The sequence below is a fragment of the Pseudomonas sp. FH1 genome (assembly GCF_000510895.2).
GTDB classification, from domain to species: Bacteria; Pseudomonadota; Gammaproteobacteria; order Pseudomonadales; family Pseudomonadaceae; genus Aquipseudomonas; species Aquipseudomonas azotoformans_A.
The window spans coordinates 13,054-37,985 of the sequence record NZ_AOHM01000058.1 but is presented as its reverse complement, the minus strand read 5'-3'; the positions used below and the strand labels follow the sequence as shown (position 1 = coordinate 37,985).

Below are 24,932 nucleotides of genomic sequence, written 5' to 3'. Positions count from 1 at the left end.
AGTTGTGAAACAGCCGAATTAAATAAATCAGTAACCGTGGAATTCACGGGTTTTCTGATAGGTGTGGAAATCAATCCACTCAACCACGTCGTAAGGCAGGTACAGCTGCACCCGAGCCCGTGAAATGGCGATGTACACCGCACACAGTCGCTGGTCGAACGCATAGGCGTCCTTGAACTTCACGTTGGTCAACAACTCTGGCGTGAGCAACACCCGGTCGAACTCCATGCCACCCGCCTCCTCCGCCAACATCAGCAGGCAGCGTTTGCCGGGGATGCCGCTGAGGCGGTTCAAACGCGTGATATCAGCGACGTTGAAGCCTTTTTCCAGCTCGCTCTCGACCCACAGGAACGACTCGTCGTACTGGCTGGCATCGCGCACCTGTTGCCAGTCATCCATGTCACTGAAGTACGCATGGGGACCATTGTCGTTGTGCTCGTTGCTGTAGAACTCCGGCTTGAACAGCGCGATGACGCTGATCATGAAGCGCTGCAGATCCTGTTGCGCGGCACTGTCGAAGAAGCCAAACGGGCAGTTGGCCTGTTGCAACTGGATGGCCCATTTCATGGTGTCCCAAGGGGACGCGGTCAACACCACGCAGCCTTCGGGCGGCACGAAACCCTGGGGGTAATGCTCAATGCCGACGTCGGCATCCCGCGCGCCTTCGAAGGGTGTCTTGCCCTTCTGCGAGTGCACGCTGATCAGCGGGTTGACCAGGCGCTCGACGTTGCGGCCCGAACGCACGGAGTAATTGATATCGGTGTGCCGGACTTCGCGCTTGCGCCTGACCATTACACCGCTGGCCAATTGATACTCATCGCCAAGGGTGATCAACACCTGGCGGCCGCGTTCGATAATCTGCAACAACGAAGGCGGAATGTCTTGGCTTTCATCGATCAGCACATGGGTGTAGCGAGGCGGCACCACGCATCCATCGAGGCTTGCACGCTTGATCAGTAACAGCGCGGCAAAGGCCGTCTGACCGGCCCATTGCGGGTTGGCTTGAACGTACGTCCACAACCGGCTGGAGTACTCCAGCAACGCCTGGGCATCCACGCTGGACAGAGGCTGTTTGAAATGCGGCAAATGCCGGGCCGACAGACAGTGATGGTTGGAGTGGCAATAGCTGTCGAGCACCTTCAGGCAGATATCGAGCGTGGCCGCGCCATCGTGTCCGCGCCAGCCATGTATATTCAGGGTCTGCGACACTTCGTGTTTGCCGGGCAACCGGGCCGGCGTGGCCTGCGCGGCGGGGCGCTGCCCTTGCAAGAGTGCCTTGGCGAAGGCGGCAAAGGTCGAACCGGTCTTACTGTCCTTGGCCAGCCCCATGCGTTCACGCAAAGTCGCGAGTTTTGCCCCCGTGCGGGCCAATATCAGGGTCTGGGCCGGCCGCAGGCACTCCATCAACGCGCCGAGCAGGTGGCTCTTGCCGATGCCCGCGTAGCCTTGGACATGCAGGTCTTCGTTCAGGTTGGCGCGAAAGGTCCGCACCAGCTTGTCCTGGGCCGGGCTGAGCCAGCGCTCGCGGTGCCGGGGCGTGACCATCTGCTGGCTGAAGGGATCGTTGCTGCGCAAATGGCGGACCTTGTAGCCGATATCCCATTTACCCGTAGGCAGCAGGTAATCCCGCGCCGCGACTTCTTCAGCCGAGAGCAGGCGCAGATTGACGGTTTTAAGGGCATTGAAGCCGAAGTACAGCTTGCGCGGATCGAACAGCCGCTGGGCTTCGGACAACAACGTGGCGGCGCCCTCTGCCTGGGTATCCACCGACCAATCGAGCAACTTGGCCAGGATGCGCTCGGCACCCGCGCACGTCAGGTCCTTTTGCGCCGCCTGGGCCAGGTTCTGGATCACCAGCACGGCGGCCAACTCCGGGTCCGTCAGGCCGACCAGGGCCTTGGCAGCGTCCGCGCCGAGCAGGGCCGTGCAGGTTTCCTCCGTGACAGGCAGGAAGACCGGGCTGGCTAAATCAAAGTGTTCCGGTTGCATAACGCCTCGCCGCCAGGGAATCAGGCATTGCCCTGACCGCCCAGTTCAAACCGATACTCCCCGAGGGAGCCTGACATACCGCCCCAATGAGGACCCGCGTCAGCCGTAGTAACCATCGCAGTGACCTGCTGCTGAAGTTCGAAGACCGCCATATCCAGTAGCCGGCGCAGGTCTTCGGCACTCTGTGCGGCCACATTCAATTGCAGCGTGTAGGCACCTGTGAGGGGCGGCGCTGCTGGATCGGCAGGCGGTGCGGACTCGTTGGCCACCTCCCCCGTCCGGATCATTTCCGCCTGGCTGAGGATTTCCGCGTGTTCGTCGTCCATAAGGTCCAGCACCCGTGACAATTCCAGGGTCTGTTCAGGATGGGATTGAATGCGGTCCTTGATCTCCAGGCGCCGCATCTGCCACTCCCGCAGCTTCTCGCGCGTGAGGTCGTCGACTTTTTCCACGTGTGTTGTCTCCGGATGCCAGGCACTGGAGTATGCCGCCATGGACTGCTCGATGGCAGATGGCTTGAATGCATTTTTTGAATTGAATTTAAGGAGGTGTTGCAAGGAAGAGCGTTATGGAGGCAACCCCACCAGCCACACCCCGGCACACAATGTTCCCGCTGTGGCTGCTGCCTTCCGGCTCTGACCAGGTTCACGGGTAATCGTTGCGGGGGGACCGATGGGGTCACCATAACGACGCCTGCCTCTCGGCAAGCGGGGCCATTGTACCGATCTCATCGGAAGTTACAACCGTTGGGCGCGGATTAAAAATATGAAGGGGCTCAAGCACTTGTACCCCTACAGAATCACCGCCTCATCGGCCCTGCCGCCCTCCTCCTGAATCACCAGATGAATGAAGTGCAATTTGGCAATCACCGCCGGTGGCAGCACGAAGGGATAGAAATCCGGCTGGCCCATGCTGCGCGACAGTTCATTGAGCATGCCGGCCAGCTCGATCCAGGCATTGACGAACGACAGGAACGCCACGCCGCCGGGGTGTTCGGGGTCGTAGAGGGTGGTGAGTGGGAATGGCTGGTAATCCAGGTCCATCTCGCGGGCGCTCATGCCAAAGCCGAGGGCGGTGTCGACGGCGTCCATCATGTGCAGGTAATGCGCCCAGGTTTCGGCCCAGTCTTCCCAGGGATGCATAGTGGCGTAGGCGCTGACGCAGGTTTGCTGCCAGTCCGGGCGTGGGCCGTTCTGGTAGTGCTGGTCGAGGGCCTCGGCGTAACTGGCGCGTTCGTCGCCGAACAGCTGGCGAAACGGTTCAAGCCAATGGGTATTGGCGATCAGCCGGTCCCAGTAGTAATGGCCGACTTCATGGCGAAAGTGTCCAAGCAGGGTGCGATAGGGTTCGCGCATTTGTACGCGGACTTTTTCGCGGTGGGCGTCGTCGGCTTCCTTGATGTCCAGGGTGATCAGGCCGTTGGCATGGCCGGTCATTGGCGCGTTGCCTTCCAGATCGATGCCGACAAAGTCGAAGGCCAGGCCGGTGTCTTCGTCGACGCTTTTGGGCACCACTTGCAGACCCAGGCTGATCAGTTGCGCCACCAGACGGCGCTTGGCGGTTTCGACTTTGCGCCAGCGCTCGTGGTTTTCCGGGATCGATAAGTCAGGAATGGTGCGGTTCAGGCTGCACGCCACGCACAGCGACGCGGTGCTGTGGGCCGGGATCAGCCAGTTGCAGGCGGCCGGCGTGTCGAGATTGGCGCAGCGGCGGAAGGTGCCGGCGTCGAGGTTGCCGTCCTGTAGCCATGTGCCTTCGACCGGGCCGGGTTGCAGGGAGGCGAGTCGACTTCGTTGGGGTTGATAGCCCAGCAGCGCTTGGCAGGCCAGGCACTGGCTGTTGCGAAAGAACAACGATTGGCCGCAGCGGCACTGCCACACCTTGCTATCGCGGGAGGTGCCAGCTACGAAGGGTGCTGCAATGCGCGAACTGAGTTGCTCGAAGTAGCGGAACATGGCGATCTCTCCCTGGGTGACTGAAACTAGATCATTTGTTCTTCTGGATCGTTCCACATTGTTGTATGAGCCCGCTCGCCACAGCGTCCACATCAGACCGTGATGTTGTGCTTGGCGAGGAAGGCGACGAAAGCCTCTTCGTCCAATACCTTCAGGCCCAGCTCGCTGGCCTTGGCCAGTTTGGAACCGGCCCCCGGCCCCGCCACCACGCAATGAGTCTTCGCCGACACGGAACCCGCCACCTTGGCGCCGAGGCTTTCGAGCTTTTCCTTGGCCACGTCGCGGCTCATCAGCTCCAGGGAGCCAGTGAGTACCCAGGTGTGGCCCGCTTCGGGCAAGCCTTCGACGACTTTCTTCTCGCTGTCCCAATGCATGCCGAAGTCCTTGAGCTGTTGCTCGATGGCCAGGGCGCGGCGGGCATTCTCGGCGTTGTCGAAGAACTCGCGCACGGCCTTGGCCTGCTTCTCGGGCAGGGCCTGGCGCATGTCGAGCCAGTCGGCCTTGATCACGCCTTCGAGGGTGACGAACTTGTCCGCCAGCTTCTGCGCAGCACCGGGGCCGACGCTCGGTACGTGCAGTTTGTCGAGCAACCCGCCCAGGGTGGTGCTGGCGGCGAATTCGGCACTCAGGTCGCCCTGATCCTGCAATTGCAGGCCGCATTCTTGCGGCGACAGCAGCGCGCCGATCACGTCCTGGTTATGGCTGTCTTCAAAGAAACTATGAATCTCATGCGCCACTTCCAGGCCCACGTCCGGCAAGTACGTGAGCACTTCGGGCAAGGCCTTCTGCACGCGCTCCAGGGAGGCCAGGGAGCGCGCCAGAACCTTGGCGGTCTCCTCGCCTACATCGGGAATGCCGAGGGCGTAGATAAAACGCGCCAGGGTCGGAGACTTGCTGTTTTCGATGGCGGTGATCAGCTTCTTGCTGGAAATGTCGGCAAAGCCTTCCAGGTCGATGATCTGCTCGTACTTGAGTTTGTAGAGGTCGGCCGGCGAGCCAATGAGTTTTTCATCCACCAATTGCTCGATGGTCTTGTCGCCCAGGCCGTCGATGTCCATGGCGCGGCGCGAAACGAAGTGGATGATCGCCTGCTTGAGCTGCGCGCCACAGGCCAGACGCCCAACGCACCGGTACACTGCGCCTTCGCTGACGGTTTCCTTGCCCTTGCTGCGCTTGACCAGTTGCGTGCGCTCCACGTGGGAACCACACACCGGGCAGCTCTCGGGGATCGGCACCGCACGGGCGTTTTCCGGCCGGCGCTCAAGCACCACCGAGACCACCTGCGGGATCACATCCCCCGCGCGGCGGATGATCACGGTATCGCCGATCATCACGCCCAGGCGCGCCACTTCATCCATGTTGTGCAAGGTGGCATTGGACACGGTGACACCCGCGACCTTGACCGGTTTCAGGCGGGCGACCGGCGTGACGGCGCCGGTGCGGCCGACCTGGAATTCCACGTCGAGCAATTCGGTCAGCTCTTCCAGGGCCGGGAATTTATGCGCGATGGCCCAGCGCGGTTCGCGGGCACGGAAGCCAAGCTCACGTTGGGAGGCGATGCTGTTGACCTTGAACACCACGCCGTCGATCTCATACGGCAGGCTGTTACGGCGCTCGCCGATATCGCGGTAGTAATCCAGGCAATCCTGGATGCCTTTGGCCAGCTTCAGCTCATGGCTGATGGGCATGCCCCATTTCTGCAACTGTTGCAGGTTGCCGATGTGGGTGTCGCTGATATCAGTGGTCACACCGTAGCAGCAGAATTCCAGGGGTCGACTGGCAGTAATCTTCGAATCCAACTGACGCAAGCTGCCGGCCGCGGCGTTGCGCGGGTTGGCGAAAGTCTTGCCGCCGACTTCCAGTTGCGAGGCATTGAGCCGCTCGAAACCGGCCTTGGACATGAACACTTCACCCCGCACTTCCAGGGTCGCCGGCCAGCCGCTGCCGTGCAGTTTCAACGGGATATTGCGCACGGTGCGCACGTTGACGCTGATGTCTTCGCCGGTGGTACCGTCGCCACGGGTGGCGCCGCGCACCAGCTCACCGTCCTGATACAGCAGGCTGACCGCCAGGCCATCCAGCTTAGGTTCGCAGCTGTATTCCACCACCGCGCCACCGCCAAACAGATCGCCGGCCGGCAGGTCGAGGCCTTCGGTGACCCGACGATCAAACTCGAGCATGGTGGTTTCATCAAACGCGTTGCCGAGGCTGAGCATGGGAATCTCATGCTTGACCTGGGTGAACGCCGACAACGCTGCACTGCCGACCCGCTGCGTCGGGGAGTCGCGCGTAACCAGGTCCGGGTGCTCGGCTTCCAGGGCCTTGAGCTCATGGAACAGCCGGTCGTATTCGGCATCCGGAATGCTCGGCTCGTCGAGGACGTGGTAGCGGTAGTTGTGCTGATCCAGTTCAGCGCGCAGTTCGAGGATGCGGGTGTGGGCGGCGGTCATGGGTGTTCTCTCAGAAAGCAAAAGAGCAGCCGAAGCTGCTCAATATGTTAGTGCGCTTATTCTATCCGACAACGCCGAGGAGCAATCCTCAGCGTTTTTGTGTCAGGGCGCGACGCTCGAACTCGACGATGCGCTGACGGTAATGCTCGATGGTCTGGGCGGTCAGGACGCTGCGCTGGTCGTCCTTGAGTTCGCCGTTCAGTTCCTGGGACAGCTTGCGGGCTGCGGCGACCATCACGTCGAACGCCTGTTTCGGGTGACGCGGGCCTGGCAGGCCAAGGAAGAAGCTCACCGCTGGAGTGCTGAACAGGTCGATATCGTCCAGGTCGAAGGTGCCCGGCTTGACCGCGTTGGCCATGGAGAACAGCACTTCGCCGTTACCGGCCATGCTTTCGTGGCGGTGGAAGATATCCATCTCGCCGAAACGCAGGCCGCTTTCCAGAATATTTTGCAACAAAGCCGGGCCCTTGAAGCCGGCGGCATCGCGGCAGATCACGCTGATCACCAGCACTTCTTCGGCGGCAGGCTGGTCGTTCACGGATTGGCGCGGCGCGTTCTTGCCAGCGTTTTCATCCGGGAAATCATCGTCGCGGCTGCTGAAGCTCGGGCCGTCATCGACGTCCAGGTCCAGGTCGGCCTGGCGCGGTTCGGCCACCACCGGCGCGGCGCGCTTGCCACGCTTGGAAGACGGCTCGCGGGCTTCACGCACCGGCGCGCTCATCGACGGCAAGTCGTGCTCGTCCAGTTGCGGTTCTTTATGGGTATCCAGCACACGGGGCGGCCCCAGCAGCTCGGCGCTGCCGTCGTCGTCAGGCAAGTTGGACAGGTTGCGGTCCAGACGGAATTTGAGCTTGCCCTTGCCACCGCGCATGCGGCGCCAGCCATCAAAAAGAATACCGGCAATGACAATTATGCCGATGACGATCAGCCACTCGCGCAGACCGATTTCCATGTAATCCCGTGCCTCTAATAAAAAATGCTGAAAAATAAGGGGTTTAGCAACGTGCAAACCGCTTTAAAACGTGGCGCCAACTCTATGTTCTGACTGACGTTTTGCCCACGCATACGAAAATTTGACATTAAATTAGCACAGTTGGCGAAAGATGTATTGGATTGGCATCTTCGCTCACCAGTGGCATTTTCGTACGTTGACGCCAACTGTGAGCTACAAGCTGCAAGTTATAAGCTGCAAGCTCAAGCCAACTCACTTGCAGCTTGCAGCTTATAGCTAAAAACTGCGCCGCTAGGCGTCCACCATCGCCATCGCTTCTTCCACATCCACCGCAACCAAACGCGAACAGCCCGGTTCGTGCATCGTCACCCCCATCAATTGATCCGCCATCTCCATGGCGATCTTGTTGTGGGTGATATAGATGAACTGCACGGTCTGGGACATCTCTTTAACCAACCGTGCGTACCGTCCAACGTTAGCGTCATCCAGCGGAGCGTCAACTTCGTCGAGCATGCAGAACGGCGCCGGGTTCAACTTGAAGATGGCAAATACCAGGGCCAATGCGGTCAGGGCTTTTTCGCCGCCGGACAACAAATGGATGGTGCTGTTCTTCTTGCCCGGAGGCCGCGCCATGATCGTTACCCCTGTATCGAGTAGATCTTCGCCCGTCAGTTCCAAGTAAGCGCTGCCACCGCCGAAAACTTTTGGGAATAAGGCCTGTAAACCGCCATTAATCTGATCAAAGGTATCTTTGAAGCGGTTTCGGGTTTCCTTGTCGATCTTGCGGATCACGTTTTCCAGGGTGTCCAGGGCTTCGACCAGGTCGGCGTCCTGGGCATCCAGATAACGTTTACGCTCGGATTGTTGCTGGTACTCGTCGATGGCCGCCAAGTTGATCGCGCCCAGGCGTTGAATACGTGCGGCAATCCGCTCAAGTTCTTCTTCGGCGTCTTTCTCATTGGCCTGGGCGGTCAGGGTATTGAGCACGCCGTGCAGGTCGTAGCCGTCTTCCAGCAACTGGTCTTGCAGGGTCTTGCGGCGCACGGTCAGGGCTTGCCATTCCATGCGCTGCTGTTCGAGTTGGCCGCGGATCAGCTGGGATTGCTGCTCGGCCTGGGTCCGGCGCTTTTCGGCGTCGCGCAGTTCGCGGTCGGCGTCTTCCAGGGCGATCTGCGCGGTCTTGAGCTCTTCGTCGACGGTCATGCGCTTGTCGAGCAATTCTTCGAGCTTGAGGCGCAGCTCTTCCAGCGGCGCTTCGCCCTCTTCCAGGTTGAGGCTCAGTTGTTCGCGCTTTTCGGTGAGGCGTTCGGACTGCATCTCCAGGCGTTCAAGGGCCTGGGCGGTGGACGCGTGCTGGGCCTTGAGCGAACCCAGGCGCACCGCCAACTGGTGCGCGTGATCCTTGTGCTGGCGGGCCTCCTGGCGCACGCGGTCGAGGCGTTCGCGCAGGCTGTCGCGCTGGGCCAGCAGCAGTTCGCGCTGCTCGGTGTCGAGCGCCATGCTGTCGAGGGCCTCCTGCAATTGCAGGCGCGCTTCGCCAATCTGCTCGTGTTCCAGGGCGCGTTGCTCGCCCATCTCCGCCACTTCCTCATCAAGACGGGTGCGACGCAGAGTGAGTTGTTCGACCTTGGCTTTGCTCGCGGAAAGCTGGGCTTTCAGTTCACCTTGCTGGCGCGCTTCGTCCTGCAACAAGCGGCGCAGGTGTTCGCGACCGGTCTCTTGCTGGCGCTGGGTGGCGCGCAGGGTTTGCAGTTCGGTTTCCAGGCTTTCCAGGGTGGCTTCGCGTTCTTCGCGTTCGGCGATCAGGTTGACGATTTCCTGGCCACGGGCCAATACGCCGCTTTCGGCTTCACTGGCACGGCGTACGCGCAGGAAGTGGCGGCCGATCCAGTAACCGTCGCGGCTGATCAGGCTTTCACCTGCGCCAAGTTGGCCGCGCTGGGCCAATGCCTGCTCCAGTGATTCGACCGGTTTGACCTGGCCCAACCAGGGCGATAGATCAATCGCGGCCTCTACTTTATCCAGCAGGCTGCCCGGCACCCGCGTGCCATCGGCGGCCGGGCTGAGCAAACGCAAATCGCCCTGGGCAAAGCCAGCCAAATCGAAGCCGCCAAAATCATCGACCAAAACGGCTTGCAGGTCGGCGCCTAAAACGGTCTCTACCGCCAACTCCCAGCCCGCCTCCACTTTCAAGCCTTCAGCCAATCGTGGGCGCTCGGCCAGATGCTGATCGCGCAGCCATTCGGCAGTGCCGATGCCTGGGTCCAACGCGGCTTGCTGCAAGGCTTCCAAGGATGCCAGGCGACCATTGAGCCGCTGCAAGTCACCCTGGGCCTGCTGCTGCGCCTGGGTCGCCTGTTGCAGTTGCTGACGCAATTGCTCCAGCCGCTCCACTTGTTGTTCTTCGCTGGCTTCCAGCTCTTCCAGCGTCATTTCGCTTTCGGCCAGTTGCTCGCTCAGTTCCATGATCGCCGCGTCTTCCGGGTCGGCGGACAGCAATGCGCGTTCTTCCTGCATCCGGCGCTGACGCTCGGCCAGACGCTCCATGCTGGTTTCCAGTTGCTGGATGCGCGACTGCTGCACCTCGGCCTGGCGGCGTGGCTCGGCGGATTGCAGGTTGAAAGTATCCCACTGCTCCTGCCAGCCATGCATGGTGGTTTCGGATTCTTCCAGGGCGGCGGCGGCTTCTTCCGCGGCGGCGCTGGTGATTTCCTGCTCGGGGGTGAGCATGTCCAGCTCTTCGCCAAGGGTCAGCAGCAAGGTGCGGTCGTGGCCCAGGTGCGATTCGGTTTCCAGGCGTGCGCGTTCGGCTTCCTTCAAGTCATCCTGCAATTGGCGCAGGCGTTGCTGGCCGTGCTGGATGCTCTGCTCGACGCGGGCAATGTCGCCGCCCACCGAATAGAAGCGGCCCTGCACCAGATTGAAGCGCTCGGACAGGTCATGGTGACCGTCACGCAGGCGTTCGATGCTGGCGTCGGCGTTGCGCTGCTCGGCCACCAGGGCCTCAAAGCTGATTTCCTGGGTGCCGATGATTGCTTCGCGCTGGCCGACCTGATCATTCAGCGCCTGCCAGCGCAGGGCCGAGAGTTGCGCCTTGAGCTGGCGTTCTTCGCCCTTGTATTCCTGATATTTCTCGGCGGCCTGGGCCTGGCGGTGCAGGCGTTCAAGTTGACGCTCCAGCTCTTCGCGCAGGTCAGTCAGGCGGGCGAGGTTTTCATGGGTGCGGCGGATACGGTTTTCGGTCTCGCGGCGGCGCTCCTTGTACTTGGAGATGCCGGCCGCTTCCTCGATGAAGTTGCGCAGGTCTTCGGGCTTGGCTTCGATCAGCTTGGAGATCATGCCCTGCTCAATGATCGAGTAGCTGCGCGGGCCCAGGCCGGTGCCAAGGAAGATATCGGTGATGTCGCGGCGCCGACATTTGGTGCCGTTAAGGAAGTAGCTGTTCTGGCTGTCGCGCGTCACTTTGCGGCGGATCGAGATTTCCGCATAGGCCGCGTACTCACCAATCAAGGTGCCGTCAGAGTTATCGAACACCAGTTCGATGCTGGCCTGGCTCACCGGCTTGCGGCTGGTGGAGCCGTTGAAGATGACGTCGGTCATCGACTCGCCACGCAGGTTCTTGGCCGAGCTCTCGCCCATCACCCAACGGACGGCGTCGATGATGTTCGACTTGCCGCAACCGTTGGGCCCGACCACCGCCGCCATATTACTGGGGAAGTTCACCGTGGTCGGGTCGACGAAGGATTTGAACCCCGCCAGTTTGATGCACTTGAGCCGCACGCTTAGGCGTCCGCCAACGCGGCGATAACCAGCGAGCAACTGCGCTCGCCGTAGGCCGACAGCACTTGGCGGATCTGCGGCAGGTCACGGGCCAGCACGGCGGCGAGCAGTTGCTCGAACAGCGCCAGGTACTCGCTCATGGACGCCTTGCGTTGATCCAGCGCCAGGTAATAGGCGCGGTTCATCGCCGGTTGCAGGTTCTCGACGGTTTCCTGCAGGTACGGGTTGTTGGCGAAGGGGTACGCGGCGCGCATCACATTGAAGCTTTCTTCGACGAAGGCGCGGATGTCCTGGCGCTCGAAGCTGGCGATCAGGCGCTGCTGGATCTGCATGAACGGCGCCATGTCGGCCTGGGTCTGCCAGCCCTGGGCCACCGCGTTGCCGAGCAGGATGTACAGCTCGCCCATCAAGGTGCACAGGCTCTGCACCTTGTGCGCCGTGAGTTCGGTGACGTGGGCGCCACGACGCGGCAGGATCGCGATCAGGTGGCGGCGTTCGAGGATCAGCAAGGCTTCGCGCACGGAACCACGGCTGACATTGAGTGCCAGCGTGACCTTTTGCTCCTGGATCCGCTCCCCAGGCTTGAGATCGCCGCGAATGATGCGTTCGGCGAGGTGGTGAGCAATTTGCTCGGCGAGACTGTCCGGCGCCTTGAACGTCATGTTTTCCCTTCAAAATCTTCTATCGGTACAAGCGCGGCAGTGTAGCGCATTGGCTGGCTGATGGCGCTACGCCCACCCTGCAGAATTTGGCACGGAATAAGCAGCGATGAACACCCACAAGCCCCCAAAAACACCGGTTCCAGAAGACTGGACCATAATTGAAAGTGTTGCGACTGCACTTTCTTGACCTTCTGGTCAGAAAATTGTTGACCGAAAAGTCAGACATGACTAGATTCGGCGCAAAGCGGTTAACAACAATAATGAGTCTGCGAGGCCTTCCGTGATCCAGTTTTTACTTAACCAGGAACTCCGTAGCGAGCACGCCCTGGACCCCAACCTGACGGTGCTCAACTATCTGCGTGAGCATTTGGGCAAATCCGGCACCAAGGAAGGCTGCGCCAGCGGCGATTGCGGTGCCTGCACCGTGGTGGTCGGTGAGTTGCATACGGATGCTCAAGGCGCCGAGCAGATCCGTTATCGCAGCCTCAATTCGTGCCTGACCTTTGTGTCGTCGTTGCACGGCAAGCAACTGATCAGCGTTGAAGACCTCAAGCACCAGGGCCAACTGCACAGCGTCCAGCAAGCCATGGTCGAGTGCCACGGCTCGCAATGCGGCTTTTGCACCCCCGGTTTCGTGATGTCGTTGTTCGCCCTGCAAAAGAACAGCGACGCCCCCGACAGCCAAAAAGCCCACGAAGCCCTGGCCGGCAACCTGTGCCGCTGCACCGGTTATCGCCCGATTCTCGCCGCTGCCGAACAGGCCTGCTGCAACAAACCCCAGGATCAGTTCGACAGCCGCCAGGCCGAGACCATCGCTCGCCTCAAAGCCATCGCACCAACACAAACCGGTGAACTCAACAGCGGCGACAAGCGCTGCCTGGTGCCGCTGACCGTTGCCGACCTGGCCGACCTCTACGACGCCTACCCGCAAGCTCGCTTGTTGGCGGGCGGCACCGACCTGGCGCTGGAAGTCACCCAATTCCACCGCACGCTGCCGGTGATGATCTACGTCGGCAACATTGAGGAAATGAAGCGCATCGACAACTTCGATGACCGCCTGGAAATCGGCGCCGCCACCGCCCTCTCCGACTGCTACACCGCGCTGCACCACGAATACCCGGACTTCGGCGAGCTGCTGCATCGCTTCGCTTCCCTGCAGATCCGCAACCAAGGCACCCTGGGCGGCAACATCGGCAACGCCTCGCCGATCGGTGATTCGCCGCCCCTGCTGATCGCCTTGGGCGCGCAGATCGTCTTGTGCAAAGGCGAAACCCGCCGCACCTTGGCGCTGGAAGATTACTTCATCGACTACCGCGTCACCGCGCGCCAGGACAGCGAGTTCATCGAGAAGATCATCGTGCCCAAAGGCCACGCATTGTTCCGCGCCTACAAAGTTTCCAAGCGCCTGGACGATGATATTTCCGCCGTCTGCGCCGCGTTCAACCTGAAGATCGAAAACGGGGTGATCAACGAGGCCCGCGTTGCGTTCGGCGGCATGGCCGCCACGCCAAAACGCGCCAAAAGCTGCGAGGCCGCGTTGGTGGGTGCCACCTGGAATTCCGCCACCGTGGAAAAAGCCTGCGCCGCCCTGGCCGAGGATTTCACCCCGCTGTCGGACTTCCGCGCCAGCAAGGAATACCGCCTGCTCAGCGCGCAGAACCTGCTGCGCAAATACTTCATCGAACTGCAAACGCCGCACATCGAGACTCGGGTGACCGCTTATGTCTAACCATCACGCCGTCGTTAAAACCCAGGCTGAACTGGCCGAGCTGTTCGCCCAGGACCTGACCTCCGGGGTCGGTCGCAGCGTCAAACATGACAGCGCCGCCAAGCACGTGTCCGGTGAAGCGCAGTACATTGATGACCGCCTGGAATTCCCCAACCAATTGCACCTGTATGCGCGCATGTCGGACCGCGCCCACGCCCGCATCCTCAGCATCGACACCGCGCCCTGCTATGCCTTTGAAGGCGTGCGCATTGTCATCACCCATGAAGACGTGCCGGGGCTGAAAGACATCGGCCCGTTGATGCCAGGTGATCCATTGCTGGCCATCGACACCGTGCAGTTCGTCGGCCAGGTCGTGCTGGCGGTTGCCGCTCGCGACCTGGAAACCGCACGCAAAGCCGCGATGGCCGCGGTGATCGAATACGAAGACTTGGAGCCGGTGCTGGACGTGGTCGAGGCCTTCCGCAAGAAGCATTTCGTGCTCGACAGCCACACTCACCAACGCGGCGATTCGGCCGGCGCCTTGGCCACGGCGAAAAACCGTATCCAGGGCACCCTGCATATCGGCGGCCAGGAACACTTCTACCTGGAAACCCAGATCTCTTCGGTGATGCCCACCGAAGACGGCGGCATGATCGTCTACTGCTCCACGCAGAACCCCACCGAAGTGCAGAAACTGGTGGCCGAAGTGCTGGACGTGTCGATGAATAAAATCGTCGTCGACATGCGCCGCATGGGCGGTGGTTTCGGCGGCAAGGAAACCCAGGCCGCCAGCCCCGCGTGCCTGTGCGCGGTGGTTGCACGTCTCACCGGCCAGCCGACCAAGATGCGCCTGCCGCGCGTCGAAGACATGCTGATGACCGGCAAGCGCCACCCCTTCTATATCGAATACGACGTGGGCTTTGACGACAGCGGCCGCCTGCACGGGATCAACCTGGAACTGGCCGGCAACTGCGGTTGCTCGCCGGACCTGTCGAACTCGATTGTCGACCGCGCGATGTTCCACTCCGACAACTCGTACTACCTGGGCGACGCCACGGTCAACGGCCATCGCTGCAAGACCAACACCGCGTCCAATACCGCCTATCGCGGCTTCGGCGGCCCACAAGGCATGGTTGCCATCGAAGAAGTGATGGACGCCATCGCCCGCCATCTGGCGCTCGACCCGCTGGCGGTGCGCAAGGTCAATTACTACGGCAAGACCGAGCGCAACGTCACCCACTACTACCAGACCGTCGAGCACAACATGCTCGAAGAGATGACTGCCGAACTGGAAGCCAGCAGCCAATACGCCGAACGCCGCGAAGCGATCCGCCTGTACAACGCCCACAGCCCGATCCTGAAAAAAGGCCTGGCATTGACCCCGGTGAAGTTCGGCATTTCGTTTACCGCCAGCTTCCTCAACCAGGCCGGTGCGCTGATCCATATCTACACCGATGGCAGCATCCACCTGAACCATGGCGGCACCGAGATGGGCCAGGGTTTGAACACCAAGGTTGCGCAGGTGGTGGCCGAAGTGTTCCAGGTGGAAATCGACCGCGTGCAGATCACCGCCACCAACACCGACAAGGTGCCCAACACCTCACCGACCGCTGCCTCCAGCGGCGCTGACTTGAACGGGAAAGCCGCGCAGAACGCCGCCGAAACCATCAAGCAGCGCCTGGTGGAATTCGCCGCGCGCAAGCACGACGTGAGCGAAGCGGACGTGGAATTCCACAACGGCCACGTGCGCGTGCGGGATCAGATCCTCACCTTCGAGGCGCTGATCCAGCAGGCGTATTTCGCCCAGGTTTCGCTCTCCAGTACCGGCTTCTACAAGACCCCGAAAATCTTCTATGACCGTAGCCAGTCGCGCGGTCGGCCGTTCTACTACTTCGCCTTCGGCGCGGCCTGCTGCGAAGTGATCGTCGACACCCTGACCGGCGAATACAAGATGTTGCGCACCGACATCCTCCACGACGTCGGCGCCTCGCTGAACCCGGCCATCGACATTGGCCAGGTCGAAGGCGGCTTTATCCAAGGCATGGGCTGGCTGACCATGGAAGAGCTGGTGTGGAACAACAAGGGCAAGCTGATGACCAACGGCCCGGCCAGCTACAAGATCCCGGCCGTGGCGGACATGCCGTTGGACCTGCGGGTGAAGCTGGTGGAAAACCGCAAGAACCCCGAAGACACGGTGTTCCATTCCAAAGCCGTGGGCGAACCGCCGTTCATGCTCGGCATTGCGTCGTGGTGCGCGATCAAGGATGCGGTGGCGAGTCTGGGTGACTATCGCCATCAGCCCAAGATTGATGCGCCAGCGACGCCGGAGCGGGTGTTGTGGGGGTGTGAGCAGATGCGCAAGTTGACGGCGGCGAAGGCTGTCGAAACCGAAAACGAGTTGGCCTCACTCTGAGCCGAGGTGACTATGAACAACTGGATCAGCGCCCTCGCCGACCTGCAAAACCGGGGTGAACCCTGCGTCCTGGTAACCATCATCGAAGAGCTCGGCTCCACGCCGCGCAATGCCGGTTCGAAGATGGTGATCAGCGCCGCCCAGACTTTCGACACCATCGGCGGCGGGCACCTGGAATACAAGGCGATGCAGATCGCCCGCGAGATGCTCGTACGCGGTCAGCAGAACACCCATCTGGAGCGCTTCAGCCTGGGCGCCAGCCTGGGCCAGTGCTGCGGTGGCGTGACCGTGCTGCTGTTCGAGCCCATGGGCCAGGTGCAGGCGCAGATCGCGGTATTTGGCGCCGGCCACGTCGGCCGTGCGCTGGTGCCGTTGCTGGCTAGCCTGCCGTGCCGGGTGCGCTGGATCGATTCGCGGGATCAGGAGTTTCCGGAACATATCCCACAGGGAGTGCGTAAAATCGTCAGCGAAGAGCCGGTCGACGAAATCGCCGACCTGCCAGTGGGCAGTTACTGCATCGTCATGACCCATAATCACGCGCTGGACCTGGAACTCACCGCTGCCCTGCTCAAGCGCAATGACTTTGCCTACTTCGGCCTGATCGGCTCGAAGACCAAACGGGTCAAGTTCGAACACCGCCTGCGTGATCGCGGTTTCGATGCCGCGCAGTTGCAACGCATGCGCTGCCCCATGGGCCTCACCGAGGTGAAGGGCAAGTTGCCGGTGGAAATCGCCATTTCCATCGCCGGCGAAATCATCGCCACCTATAACGCCAATTTCGGCCAGCACACCGCCAGCGCCGAACCTATTGCCAAACTGCTGCCGGCTTCACGTCGCAGCCAAGCCCTTTGAATTGAGATCACCATGCCTTTGACTCGCAAAGCCTACCGTGCCGCCCTTTTGCACAGCATCGCCGACCCTGCTGAAGTGGGGATCGAAGCCTCCTACGAATATTTCGAAGACGGCCTGCTGGTGATCGAAAACGGTCAGATCAGTGCCCTTGGTCATGCCAGCGATTTGCTGCCAACCCTGCCTGCCGACATCGAAATCACCCATTACCAGGACGCGCTGATCACGCCCGGCCTGATCGACACCCACATCCACCTGCCGCAAACCGGCATGGTCGGCGCCTATGGCGAACAGTTGCTGGACTGGCTCAACACCTACACCTTCCCGTGCGAAAGCCAGTTCGCCGACAAGGCCCACGCCGAAGAAGTCGCGGATATTTTCATCAAGGAACTGCTGCGCAACGGCACCACCACCGCGCTGGTGTTTGGCAGTGTGCATCCGCAGTCGGTGAATGCGTTCTTCGAGGCTGCCGAGAAGCTCGACCTGCGCATGATCGCCGGCAAGGTGATGATGGACCGCAATGCGCCGGACTACCTGACCGACACCGCTGAATCCGGCTACCAGGAAAGCAAGGCGCTGATCGAACGCTGGCACGGCAGGGGCCGCCTGCACTACGCGGTCACCCCACGTTTTGCGCCGACCAGCACGCCCGAGCAACTGGCGCTGGCGGGGCAACTGTTGGGGGAATACCCGGACCTGTACATGCAGACTCACATCAGTGAGAACAAGCAGGAAGTCGAGTGGGTGAAGGAACTGTTCCCAGAGCGCAACGGCTATCTGGATGTGTACGACCACTACAAACTACTGGGCGAGCGCTCGGTGTTTGCCCATGGCGTGCACCTGTGTGATGACGAGTGTGCACGTTTGGCGCAGACCGGTTCGGCGGTCGCGTTTTGCCCGACCTCGAACCTCTTCCTCGGCAGCGGTTTGTTCAACCTGCCGATGGCTGAGAAGCACAAACTGAATGTGGGCTTGGGCACGGACGTGGGCGGCGGCACCAGCTTCTCGCTGCTGCAAACCTTGAACGAAGCCTACAAGGTCATGCAATTGCAGGGTGCGCGGTTGAGCCCGTTCAAATCGCTGTACCTGGCAACGCTGGGCGGTGCGCGTGCATTGCGCTTGGAAGACAAGATCGGCACGTTGCAACCGGGCACCGATGCGGACTTTTTGGTGTTGGATTACAACGCCACGCCGCTGCTGAGCTACCGCTTGAAGCAGGCGAAGAACATTGCCGAGACGTTATTTGTGCTGATGACGCTGGGGGATGACCGGACGGTGTTGCAGACGTATGCAGCCGGGCAGCTGGTGCACCAGCGCTAATCCCGGAAACAAAAAATCCCCGGTTCATTACACATGAACCGGGGATTTTTTTGACTGTTACAACTTGATCGAAGAACGACCCGGCTTCTTGGTCTGCAACAAATGCGAGAACACCGCATGCAGATCATCCGATGCGCTCTCTTCATCGAGGTTGAGCTTGCTGTCGATGTGATCCATGTGATGCATCATCAGGTTCACCGCCAACGCCGCGTCCCGCGCTTCGATCGCATCGATCAATTGGGTGTGCTCGTCGTAGGAACAGTGCGAGCGGTTGCCGCTTTCGTACTGGGCGATGATCAATGAGGTCTGGGACACCAGGCTGCGCTGGAAGCTGATCAGCGGCGCGTTCTTCGCCGCTTCGGCCAGCTTGAGGTGGAATTCGCCGGAGAGGCGGATACCGGCGCCACGATCGCCACGGGAAAAGCTGTCGCGCTCGTCGTTGACCATCTGGCGCAGCTCAGCCAGTTGTTCGGCCGTGGCGTGCTGGACGGCCAGTTCAGTGATCGCCCGCTCCACCAGACGCCGCGCAAGGAACACCTGGCGGGCTTCCTCGACGCTCGGGCTGGCCACCACCGCACCGCGATTGGGCCGCAGCAGGACCACGCCTTCATGGGCCAGGCGCGACAGGGCGCGGCGAATGATGGTGCGGCTCACGCCAAAGATTTCGCCCAGTGCCTCTTCACTCAATTTGGTGCCGGGTGCCAGGCGTTGTTCGAGGATCGCCTCGAAGATATGCGCGTAGACGATATCGTCCTGGGTTCCGCTGCGACCGGCCTTGCCGGCTCGCGGTTGTTTCTTGAGAGGTTGCAACTGTTCGTTCATGGGCACTCGGGTTTGGAGAACGGCGGCGAATTAACGGTAATACGTCAACAGCGGGTCGCTGGCAAGTATCACCTAAAAACAGGGCACATTGTACACAACCGGATGCGCCAACACACTGTACGGCTGTTTGCGCCGTCGGCTGTATTGCAATGAGTCGTTACGTTTGAGTTTAGGCTTGAATCCGTGCCGACAACGGCAAAAATCCAGGTAAAAGGAACACCTCTCCATGAACGACGCCACCCAAGCGCCTTTGCGCCCGCTGGCCGACACTTCTCCCTCGGCCATTGTAGCCGGCTTCATCGCCATGATGACCGGCTACACCAGCTCCCTGGTCCTGATGTTCCAGGCCGGGCAAGCCGCCGGTTTGACCACGGCGCAGATTTCTTCATGGATCTGGGCGATTTCCATCGGCATGGCGGTGTGCAGCATCGGCTTGTCCCTGCGCTATCGCACGCCGATCACCATTGCCTGGTCGACGCCGGGCGCGGCGCTGCTGATCACCAGCCTGGGCGGTGTGAGTTATGGCGAGGCCATCGGTGCCTACATCACCTGTGCGGTGCTGGTGACGATCTGCGGGCTGACCGGCAGCTTTGAAAAACTGGTCAAGCGCATCCCGGCGTCACTGGCGGCGGCCTTGCTGGCGGGGATTCTGTTCAAGATCGGCAGCGAGATCTTCGTCGCCGCGCAGCATCGCACCGGGCTGGTACTGGGAATGTTCTTCACTTACCTGGTGATCAAGCGCCTGTCGCCACGCTATGCGGTACTGGCTGCGCTGGTAATCGGCACCGTATTGTCGGGGTTGATGGGGCTGCTGGACTTCAGTGGTTTTGACCTGGAAGTGGCGACGCCGGTGTGGACCACGCCGCACTTCTCGCTGGCCGCAACCATCAGCATCGGCATCCCGCTGTTCGTGGTGGCGATGACGTCGCAGAACATGCCCGGCGTCGCGGTGCTTCGGGCCGACGGTTACAACGTGCCCGCCTCGCCCCTGATCACCGCGACCGGCCTGGCCTCCCTGGTGTTGTCGCCGTTCGGCTCCCACGGTATCAACCTGGCGGCGATCAGCGCGGCCATCTGCACCGGTCCCCATGCTCATGAAGACCGTAACAAACGCTACACCGCTGCCGTGTGGTGCGGAGTGTTCTACGGGATTGCCGGGGTGTTTGGCGCGACCTTGGCGGCGTTGTTCGCAGCCTTGCCCAAGGAGCTGGTGCTGTCGATTGCGGCGTTGGCGCTGTTTGGCTCGATCATCAATGGCTTGAGCATCGCCATGAATGAGCCGAAGGAACGGGAAGCGGCGCTGATCACCTTTATGGTCACGGCGTCCGGCTTGACGCTGTTTTCCATCGGGTCGGCGTTCTGGGGGATTGTGGCGGGGGTATTGACGTTGCTGATTCTGAACTGGCGCAAGGCATAAAAAAACGGCGACCCTGAGGTCGCCGTTTTTTTTAGTATCACTTAGCCGCGTTGATCGGCTTTTCCGGATACCACACGTCCAGCAGTGGGCTGACTTCAGCGCTTTTCAGTTCGCTGCGGCCTTTGAGCCAGCTTTCAACAGCTACGCGCTGTTCTTCGTTGACCGAGCCACGCTTCTGCAGGCAAACCAGACCGAAGTCATCGCCGCCAACATAGCCCAGACCATTGGCTTCCATGGCTTCTTTGATGAATGCTTCGAGGAAAGCGTCGGTAGCTTCTTCACTCAGGTCTTCTTTGAAGTCCAGGTTCAGTTCGAAACCCAGCTCTTGAAATTCATCAACGCACAGTTTTTTGCGCAGACGCTGGGAACGGTTAGTCGCCATTGGAACAATCCTCATAAGTAATAACGGGCGGCACTTTAGCAGTTTAAGGCGGCGATTGCCCGACTCTCTAGGACAGGCGGCAATTTGCCTGCAAAAAAAAACGCAGAATACCAGCTATGGTTCAGCTACAAGTGGCTCCACCTTGGGGCATAATGTCGACACTTTCATGACCATTGAGGGATTTTTCTTATTTACCCCTCGCCTTTTTCACCCTCCTCAGCAGTAGGGTTTTACTTCTTATGATCAAATCTTTGCGTTCTGTGTTTTTTGCCGGTCTTATTCTGCCACTGGCCTTTTCCGTCTCCGCTGCCCCCGTCAACAACACCCTGCCGCCGAATGTTCAACAGGCGCTGGCCAAAGCCAAGCTGCAAAACACTGCGTTGTCCTTGGTAATGATCCCCCTGAACGGTCCCGGCACGCCGACCGTGTTCAACGCTGACGTCTCCGTGAACCCGGCGTCGACCATGAAGCTGGTCACCACCTACGCGGCCCTGGAGATGCTCGGCCCGAACCACCAGTGGAAAACCGAGTTCTACACCGACGGCACCCTCAGCGGTGGCGTGTTGCACGGCAACCTCTACCTCAAGGGCGGCGGCGACCCCAAGCTGAACATGGAAAAACTCTGGCTGCTGATGCGCGACCTGCGTGCCAACGGCGTACAGCAAGTCACCGGCGACCTGGTGCTGGACCGTGGCTTCTTCAACCAGCCGCTGTTGCCGGAGTTCAATGACGATGGCAATGACGAGAACAAACCGTTCCTGGTCAAGCCGGACGCGCTGCTGGTCAACCTCAAGGCCCTGCGTTTTGTAACGCGCAATGACTCCGGCCGCGTACTGGTGTCGGTCGAACCGCCGATTGCCAGCATTCGCATCGACAACCAGGTCAAGGTCTCCAACGCCAAGCAGTGCACCGGTGATGTGCGCTACAACCCGGTCATCGCCGCCGATGGCAGTGTGACGGTCACCGTCAGCGGCCAATTGGCCGATGGCTGCAGCTCGCAGACTTATCTGTCATTGCTCGACCACGCCACCTACACCGCCGGCGCCGTGCGCGCGATCTGGCAGGAACTGGGTGGCACCATCCAGGGCCGTGATATCCAGGCGCCAGTGCCCAAGGATGCCAAGGTACTGGCCCGGGCCTTCTCGCCGGACCTGGCGGAAATCATTCGCGACATCAACAAATACAGTAACAACACCATGGCCCAGCAGCTGTTCCTGAGCCTGGGCGCGCAGTTCCGCAACGACGCGGACGGCGACGATGCCAAGGCAGCCCAACGTGTGGTGCGCCAGTGGCTGGCGAAGAAAGGCATCACCGCGCCGCACCTGGTGATGGAAAACGGTTCCGGCCTGTCCCGCGCCGAACGCGTCAGCGCCCGCGAAATGGCGGCCATGCTGCAAGCCGCGTGGAAGAGCCCTTACGCTGCCGAATACATCAGCTCGATGCCGATCGCCGGCACCGACGGCACCATGCGCAAGCGCCTGAAGACTACTGCCATGCGCGGCGAAGCCCACGTCAAGACCGGTACTTTGAACACCGTGCGTGCCATCGCCGGGTTCAGCCGCGACAATAACGGCAATACCTGGGCCGTGGTGGCGATCCTCAACGATCCAAAACCATGGGGTGCTTCGTCGGTGCTGGATCAGGTGTTGCTCGACCTGTACCGCCAGCCGAAGGCAGTGGCGGCCGCTCCGGTCCTTTAAAAGGTAACGCAGTCCCCATGTGGGAGCGGGCTTGCTCGCGAATGCGGAGTATCAGTCGCCAAATGGAGTGGCTGGTCTACCGCATTCGCGAGCAAGCCCGCTCCCACATTGGCCTGCGGCGGTCTCAGGCGCGCAGTCTTTCAGCCTCCACCCGGTCCCTGCCCGCCTGCTTGGCCACATACACGGCCGAGTCGGCGCGTAGCAGCAACCCGTCAATGCCTTCATCCACCCGCCAGCTGGCCACGCCAAAGCTGGCGGTGACGATGCCCACCGGTTCCATCGGCGCACTGCGCAGCGACGTCCACAATTCCATCGCCAGGCTGTAGGCCTGTTCGCCATCGGTGTGCGGGCACAGCACCATGAACTCCTCGCCACCCAGGCGACAGAACACATCGGTGCGGCGCAGGCGCTGGCTGATGCGTTTGCACAACTCCTGCAACACCCCATCGCCGACGGCGTGTCCGTGCTGGTCGTTGATGCGTTTGAAGTGATCGATATCCAGCATGATCACCGACAAGTTGCCCGAAGTCCGGTTGAGCCTCACCATCTCGGCCTTGAGGCGATCCTGGAAATAGCGACGGTTATGGATGCCGGTCAAAGAGTCGGTGATGGACAGCGCACGCAGCTCTTCTTCCACCCGCTTCAGATCGGAAATATCCGACACGTAGCCATGCCACAACGTACCGCCTGCGGGTAACTCTTCCGGGGTCGCCTCGCCCCGAATCCAACGCAGGCCGCGTTGCGGCAACAGCACGCGGTATTCCTCGCGCCAATGGCTCAACTGCAATGCTGACAAGCGGATCGAAGCACGCACGCGTTCCGCATCCAGCGGGTGGATGCGCTCGAAGACCTGCTTCGCATCCTGCTGCAACACATTCGGTTCGATTTCATAGATGTCGCGCATGCCGTCGCTGGCGTAGATGAATTTCCAGTTGTCCTGGGGTTCCAGGGTGAACTGGAAGATCCCGCCGGGCACATGGGCGCTGAGTTTCTTGAGCAGGCGGTCGCGGGCCGCCAAGGCCTCGTAGGCACGTTTCTGTTCGGTAATGTCCAGGTAGATCGCCAGGTGGCCGATCCACAAACCATGGTCGTCCAGCAACACCGTGGCCAGCATGTTCACAGTCAACTGGGTGCCGTTTTCGCGGATCAAGGTCCATTCGCGGGCTTCGTGCAGCGTGTCCGGGCTCTCTACCAGCATCGCCTGGCTGGCGGGAATACGCTTGCCCAACGCCACACTCAGGCTGGCCGCGCGCGCCTCCAGCTCAGGCGCCAGGTGCAGGCTTTCCAGTGTGTGCGTGCCCACCACGTGATCGGCCTTGAAACCCAGCATCTGCTCGGCACCGGCGTTGAAGGTATTGATGACGCCGCGCAGGTCGGTGGCAATGATCGCCACCTGGGTCGCGGCATTCAGCACACTGCGCAATTGGCCATGGGCGCCACGCAATTCCTGTTCACGCAGGCGCAACTGGGCAGTGCGTTGTTCCACCAGCTTCACGGCGCGCTGGCGTTGGCTGACCAGCACATAAAGCAAGGCACTGAGCAGCAGGCTGAGCAGGCCGCCCATGGTCAGGATGGTGTTCAGCGAGGAATGGTTGGCCTGGTCGAACACCTGGCTGGGGCGCAGTTTCAGGGCGTACACATGGTCACCCAGCGTGAGGCGGCGCGCGCCGACCAAGTCGCTGCTGCCTACCTCATTGCTGGACTCGAAGAGCACGCGTTTCTGCAGATCGGACGTGTCGATGATCTGCATCACCAAGTTGTCTCGGTCCGGCTTGGGCAAGCCGTCGGCTACCAGCTGGCGCATGCTGATTACGGCCATTACATAGCCGTAGGGCTCGTTCTGGGATTGATCAGAGGTGGGCAAATGGCTGACCGGCGCGACCAGTAAAACCCCGGTGGCATAGGCCGGCTCCACCCCCACCAATTGCATGGGCTGGGACACCGCCAGCTTGCCGGTCTTCTGCGCACGTTCAAGGGTTGAACGGCGCAGGGGCTGGGCCAGAAGGTCAAAACCGAGGGGGGCGCCCAGCAAGCTTTGGGTCTGGCTGTACAGCACCGGCACGTATTCGTCGCGCTCGAGCGCCGGGGCCAGTTCGCCAGCCGAATTCAATTCGCGGATGAAAAAGGGGGCACCGCGTTGGCTGGATACCTCTTGCTCGAACTGGCTGCGCTGTTCGCGATACACCCGTGGCGCCCAGGAGTAAGCACGGGCGCGCAACAACAAGGGCTGGGCAAAACCGTCGAATTCTTCGCGGGACACATCATCGGAGTTGACGAAGAAGCGCCGCAGGCTGTTCAGCCGTTGCTCCTGGTCTTCGAAACGCTCCTGCAGGCGGGTGTAGCGCTCATTGACCAGCAATTGAAAGCGCTGGCGCACCTGTTGCTGATAGAGGTCGGCGGCCGCCCAGGCGACAATCGCGGTCAAGGCAAACCCTGCCAGTAACACCACCAATGCCACCAGCCAAGCCGACGCCTGCTCACTGATAAAGCCTAGGATTTTCGGGCGAACGGCTTGCAACGGCATAGGCAACAC

16 protein-coding genes and 1 other RNA gene are annotated in these 24,932 nt (G+C 61.0%); 6 read left to right on the top strand and 11 right to left on the bottom strand.

Annotated features, from left to right (window positions below; all coding sequences use genetic code 11):
* Positions 1-27: 27 nt before the first annotated feature.
* From H096_RS18045 to H096_RS18015, 8 genes are all read right to left on the bottom strand, one after another.
* Positions 28-1,989, bottom strand: a complete 1,962-nt coding sequence (locus H096_RS18045) for an AAA family ATPase (protein WP_033900549.1) — start codon at positions 1,987-1,989, stop codon at positions 28-30.
* 20 nt (positions 1,990-2,009) lie between these two features.
* A complete protein-coding gene (locus H096_RS18040) occupies positions 2,010-2,441 on the bottom strand; it encodes a hypothetical protein (protein ID WP_033901074.1) in 432 nt (143 codons plus the stop codon).
* Between the two features lie 126 nt (positions 2,442-2,567).
* An RNA gene (gene ffs, locus H096_RS33375) (signal recognition particle sRNA small type) lies at positions 2,568-2,664 on the bottom strand.
* A gap of 116 nt (positions 2,665-2,780) precedes the next feature.
* Positions 2,781-3,944 (bottom strand): putative zinc-binding peptidase, encoded by a 1,164-nt coding sequence (locus tag H096_RS18035; RefSeq protein ID WP_033900548.1) that lies wholly within the window; start codon positions 3,942-3,944, stop codon positions 2,781-2,783.
* Between the two features lie 92 nt (positions 3,945-4,036).
* Positions 4,037-6,394 carry an NAD-dependent DNA ligase LigA gene (gene ligA / locus H096_RS18030; RefSeq protein WP_033900547.1) on the bottom strand — a complete coding sequence of 786 codons (2,358 nt, stop codon included), beginning with the start codon at positions 6,392-6,394 and terminating at the stop codon, positions 4,037-4,039.
* Positions 6,395-6,482: 88 nt separating this feature from the next.
* Positions 6,483-7,346, bottom strand: coding sequence for a cell division protein ZipA (gene zipA / locus H096_RS18025; protein ID WP_016979286.1), 864 nt, complete (start codon positions 7,344-7,346; stop codon positions 6,483-6,485).
* 291 nt (positions 7,347-7,637) lie between these two features.
* The gene (gene smc, locus H096_RS18020; RefSeq protein WP_033900546.1) at positions 7,638-11,126 is read right to left on the bottom strand and encodes a chromosome segregation protein SMC; all 3,489 of its coding nucleotides are present in this window, start codon (positions 11,124-11,126) and stop codon (positions 7,638-7,640) included.
* A 2-nt stretch (positions 11,127-11,128) separates the two neighbouring features.
* On the bottom strand, positions 11,129-11,788 hold the full coding sequence (locus H096_RS18015; RefSeq protein ID WP_028617494.1) for a GntR family transcriptional regulator: 660 nt from the start codon (positions 11,786-11,788) through the stop codon (positions 11,129-11,131).
* A gap of 280 nt (positions 11,789-12,068) precedes the next feature.
* Here H096_RS18015 and xdhA point away from each other — a divergent pair, with 280 nt between their 5' ends.
* From xdhA to guaD, 4 genes are read left to right on the top strand one after another with little or no spacing between them, the layout of a single operon-like run.
* The gene (xdhA, locus tag H096_RS18010; RefSeq protein ID WP_033900545.1) at positions 12,069-13,517 is read left to right on the top strand and encodes a xanthine dehydrogenase small subunit; all 1,449 of its coding nucleotides are present in this window, start codon (positions 12,069-12,071) and stop codon (positions 13,515-13,517) included.
* The gene (gene xdhB / locus H096_RS18005; RefSeq protein ID WP_033900544.1) at positions 13,510-15,909 is read left to right on the top strand and encodes a xanthine dehydrogenase molybdopterin binding subunit; all 2,400 of its coding nucleotides are present in this window, start codon (positions 13,510-13,512) and stop codon (positions 15,907-15,909) included. The genes xdhA and xdhB overlap by 8 nt, the downstream gene beginning before the upstream one ends.
* 12 nt (positions 15,910-15,921) lie before the next feature.
* Positions 15,922-16,761: a xanthine dehydrogenase accessory protein XdhC gene (xdhC, locus tag H096_RS18000; RefSeq protein ID WP_033900543.1), complete on the top strand. Its 840-nt coding sequence runs from the start codon at positions 15,922-15,924 to the stop codon at positions 16,759-16,761.
* Positions 16,762-16,773: 12 nt separating this feature from the next.
* The gene (gene guaD, locus H096_RS17995) at positions 16,774-18,078 is read left to right on the top strand and encodes a guanine deaminase (RefSeq protein ID WP_033900542.1); all 1,305 of its coding nucleotides are present in this window, start codon (positions 16,774-16,776) and stop codon (positions 18,076-18,078) included.
* Between the two features lie 57 nt (positions 18,079-18,135).
* Here the strand turns inward: guaD and H096_RS17990 are convergent, their stop codons facing one another.
* On the bottom strand, positions 18,136-18,900 hold the full coding sequence (locus H096_RS17990; protein ID WP_015885332.1) for a GntR family transcriptional regulator: 765 nt from the start codon (positions 18,898-18,900) through the stop codon (positions 18,136-18,138).
* A gap of 226 nt (positions 18,901-19,126) precedes the next feature.
* Between H096_RS17990 and H096_RS17985 the strand changes: the two genes are divergently transcribed.
* Positions 19,127-20,317: a benzoate/H(+) symporter BenE family transporter gene (locus H096_RS17985; RefSeq protein WP_033900541.1), complete on the top strand. Its 1,191-nt coding sequence runs from the start codon at positions 19,127-19,129 to the stop codon at positions 20,315-20,317.
* Positions 20,318-20,354: 37 nt separating this feature from the next.
* Here the strand turns inward: H096_RS17985 and H096_RS17980 are convergent, their stop codons facing one another.
* The gene (locus H096_RS17980; protein WP_033900540.1) at positions 20,355-20,699 is read right to left on the bottom strand and encodes a YggL family protein; all 345 of its coding nucleotides are present in this window, start codon (positions 20,697-20,699) and stop codon (positions 20,355-20,357) included.
* A gap of 239 nt (positions 20,700-20,938) precedes the next feature.
* Here H096_RS17980 and dacB point away from each other — a divergent pair, with 239 nt between their 5' ends.
* Complete coding sequence (gene dacB / locus H096_RS17975; RefSeq protein WP_033900538.1) at positions 20,939-22,399, top strand: D-alanyl-D-alanine carboxypeptidase/D-alanyl-D-alanine-endopeptidase; 1,461 nt, start codon at positions 20,939-20,941, stop codon at positions 22,397-22,399.
* A 124-nt stretch (positions 22,400-22,523) separates the two neighbouring features.
* Here the strand turns inward: dacB and H096_RS17970 are convergent, their stop codons facing one another.
* The gene (locus tag H096_RS17970) at positions 22,524-24,923 is read right to left on the bottom strand and encodes a GGDEF domain-containing protein (RefSeq protein ID WP_033900536.1); all 2,400 of its coding nucleotides are present in this window, start codon (positions 24,921-24,923) and stop codon (positions 22,524-22,526) included.
* Between the last annotated feature and the right edge of the window lie 9 nt (positions 24,924-24,932).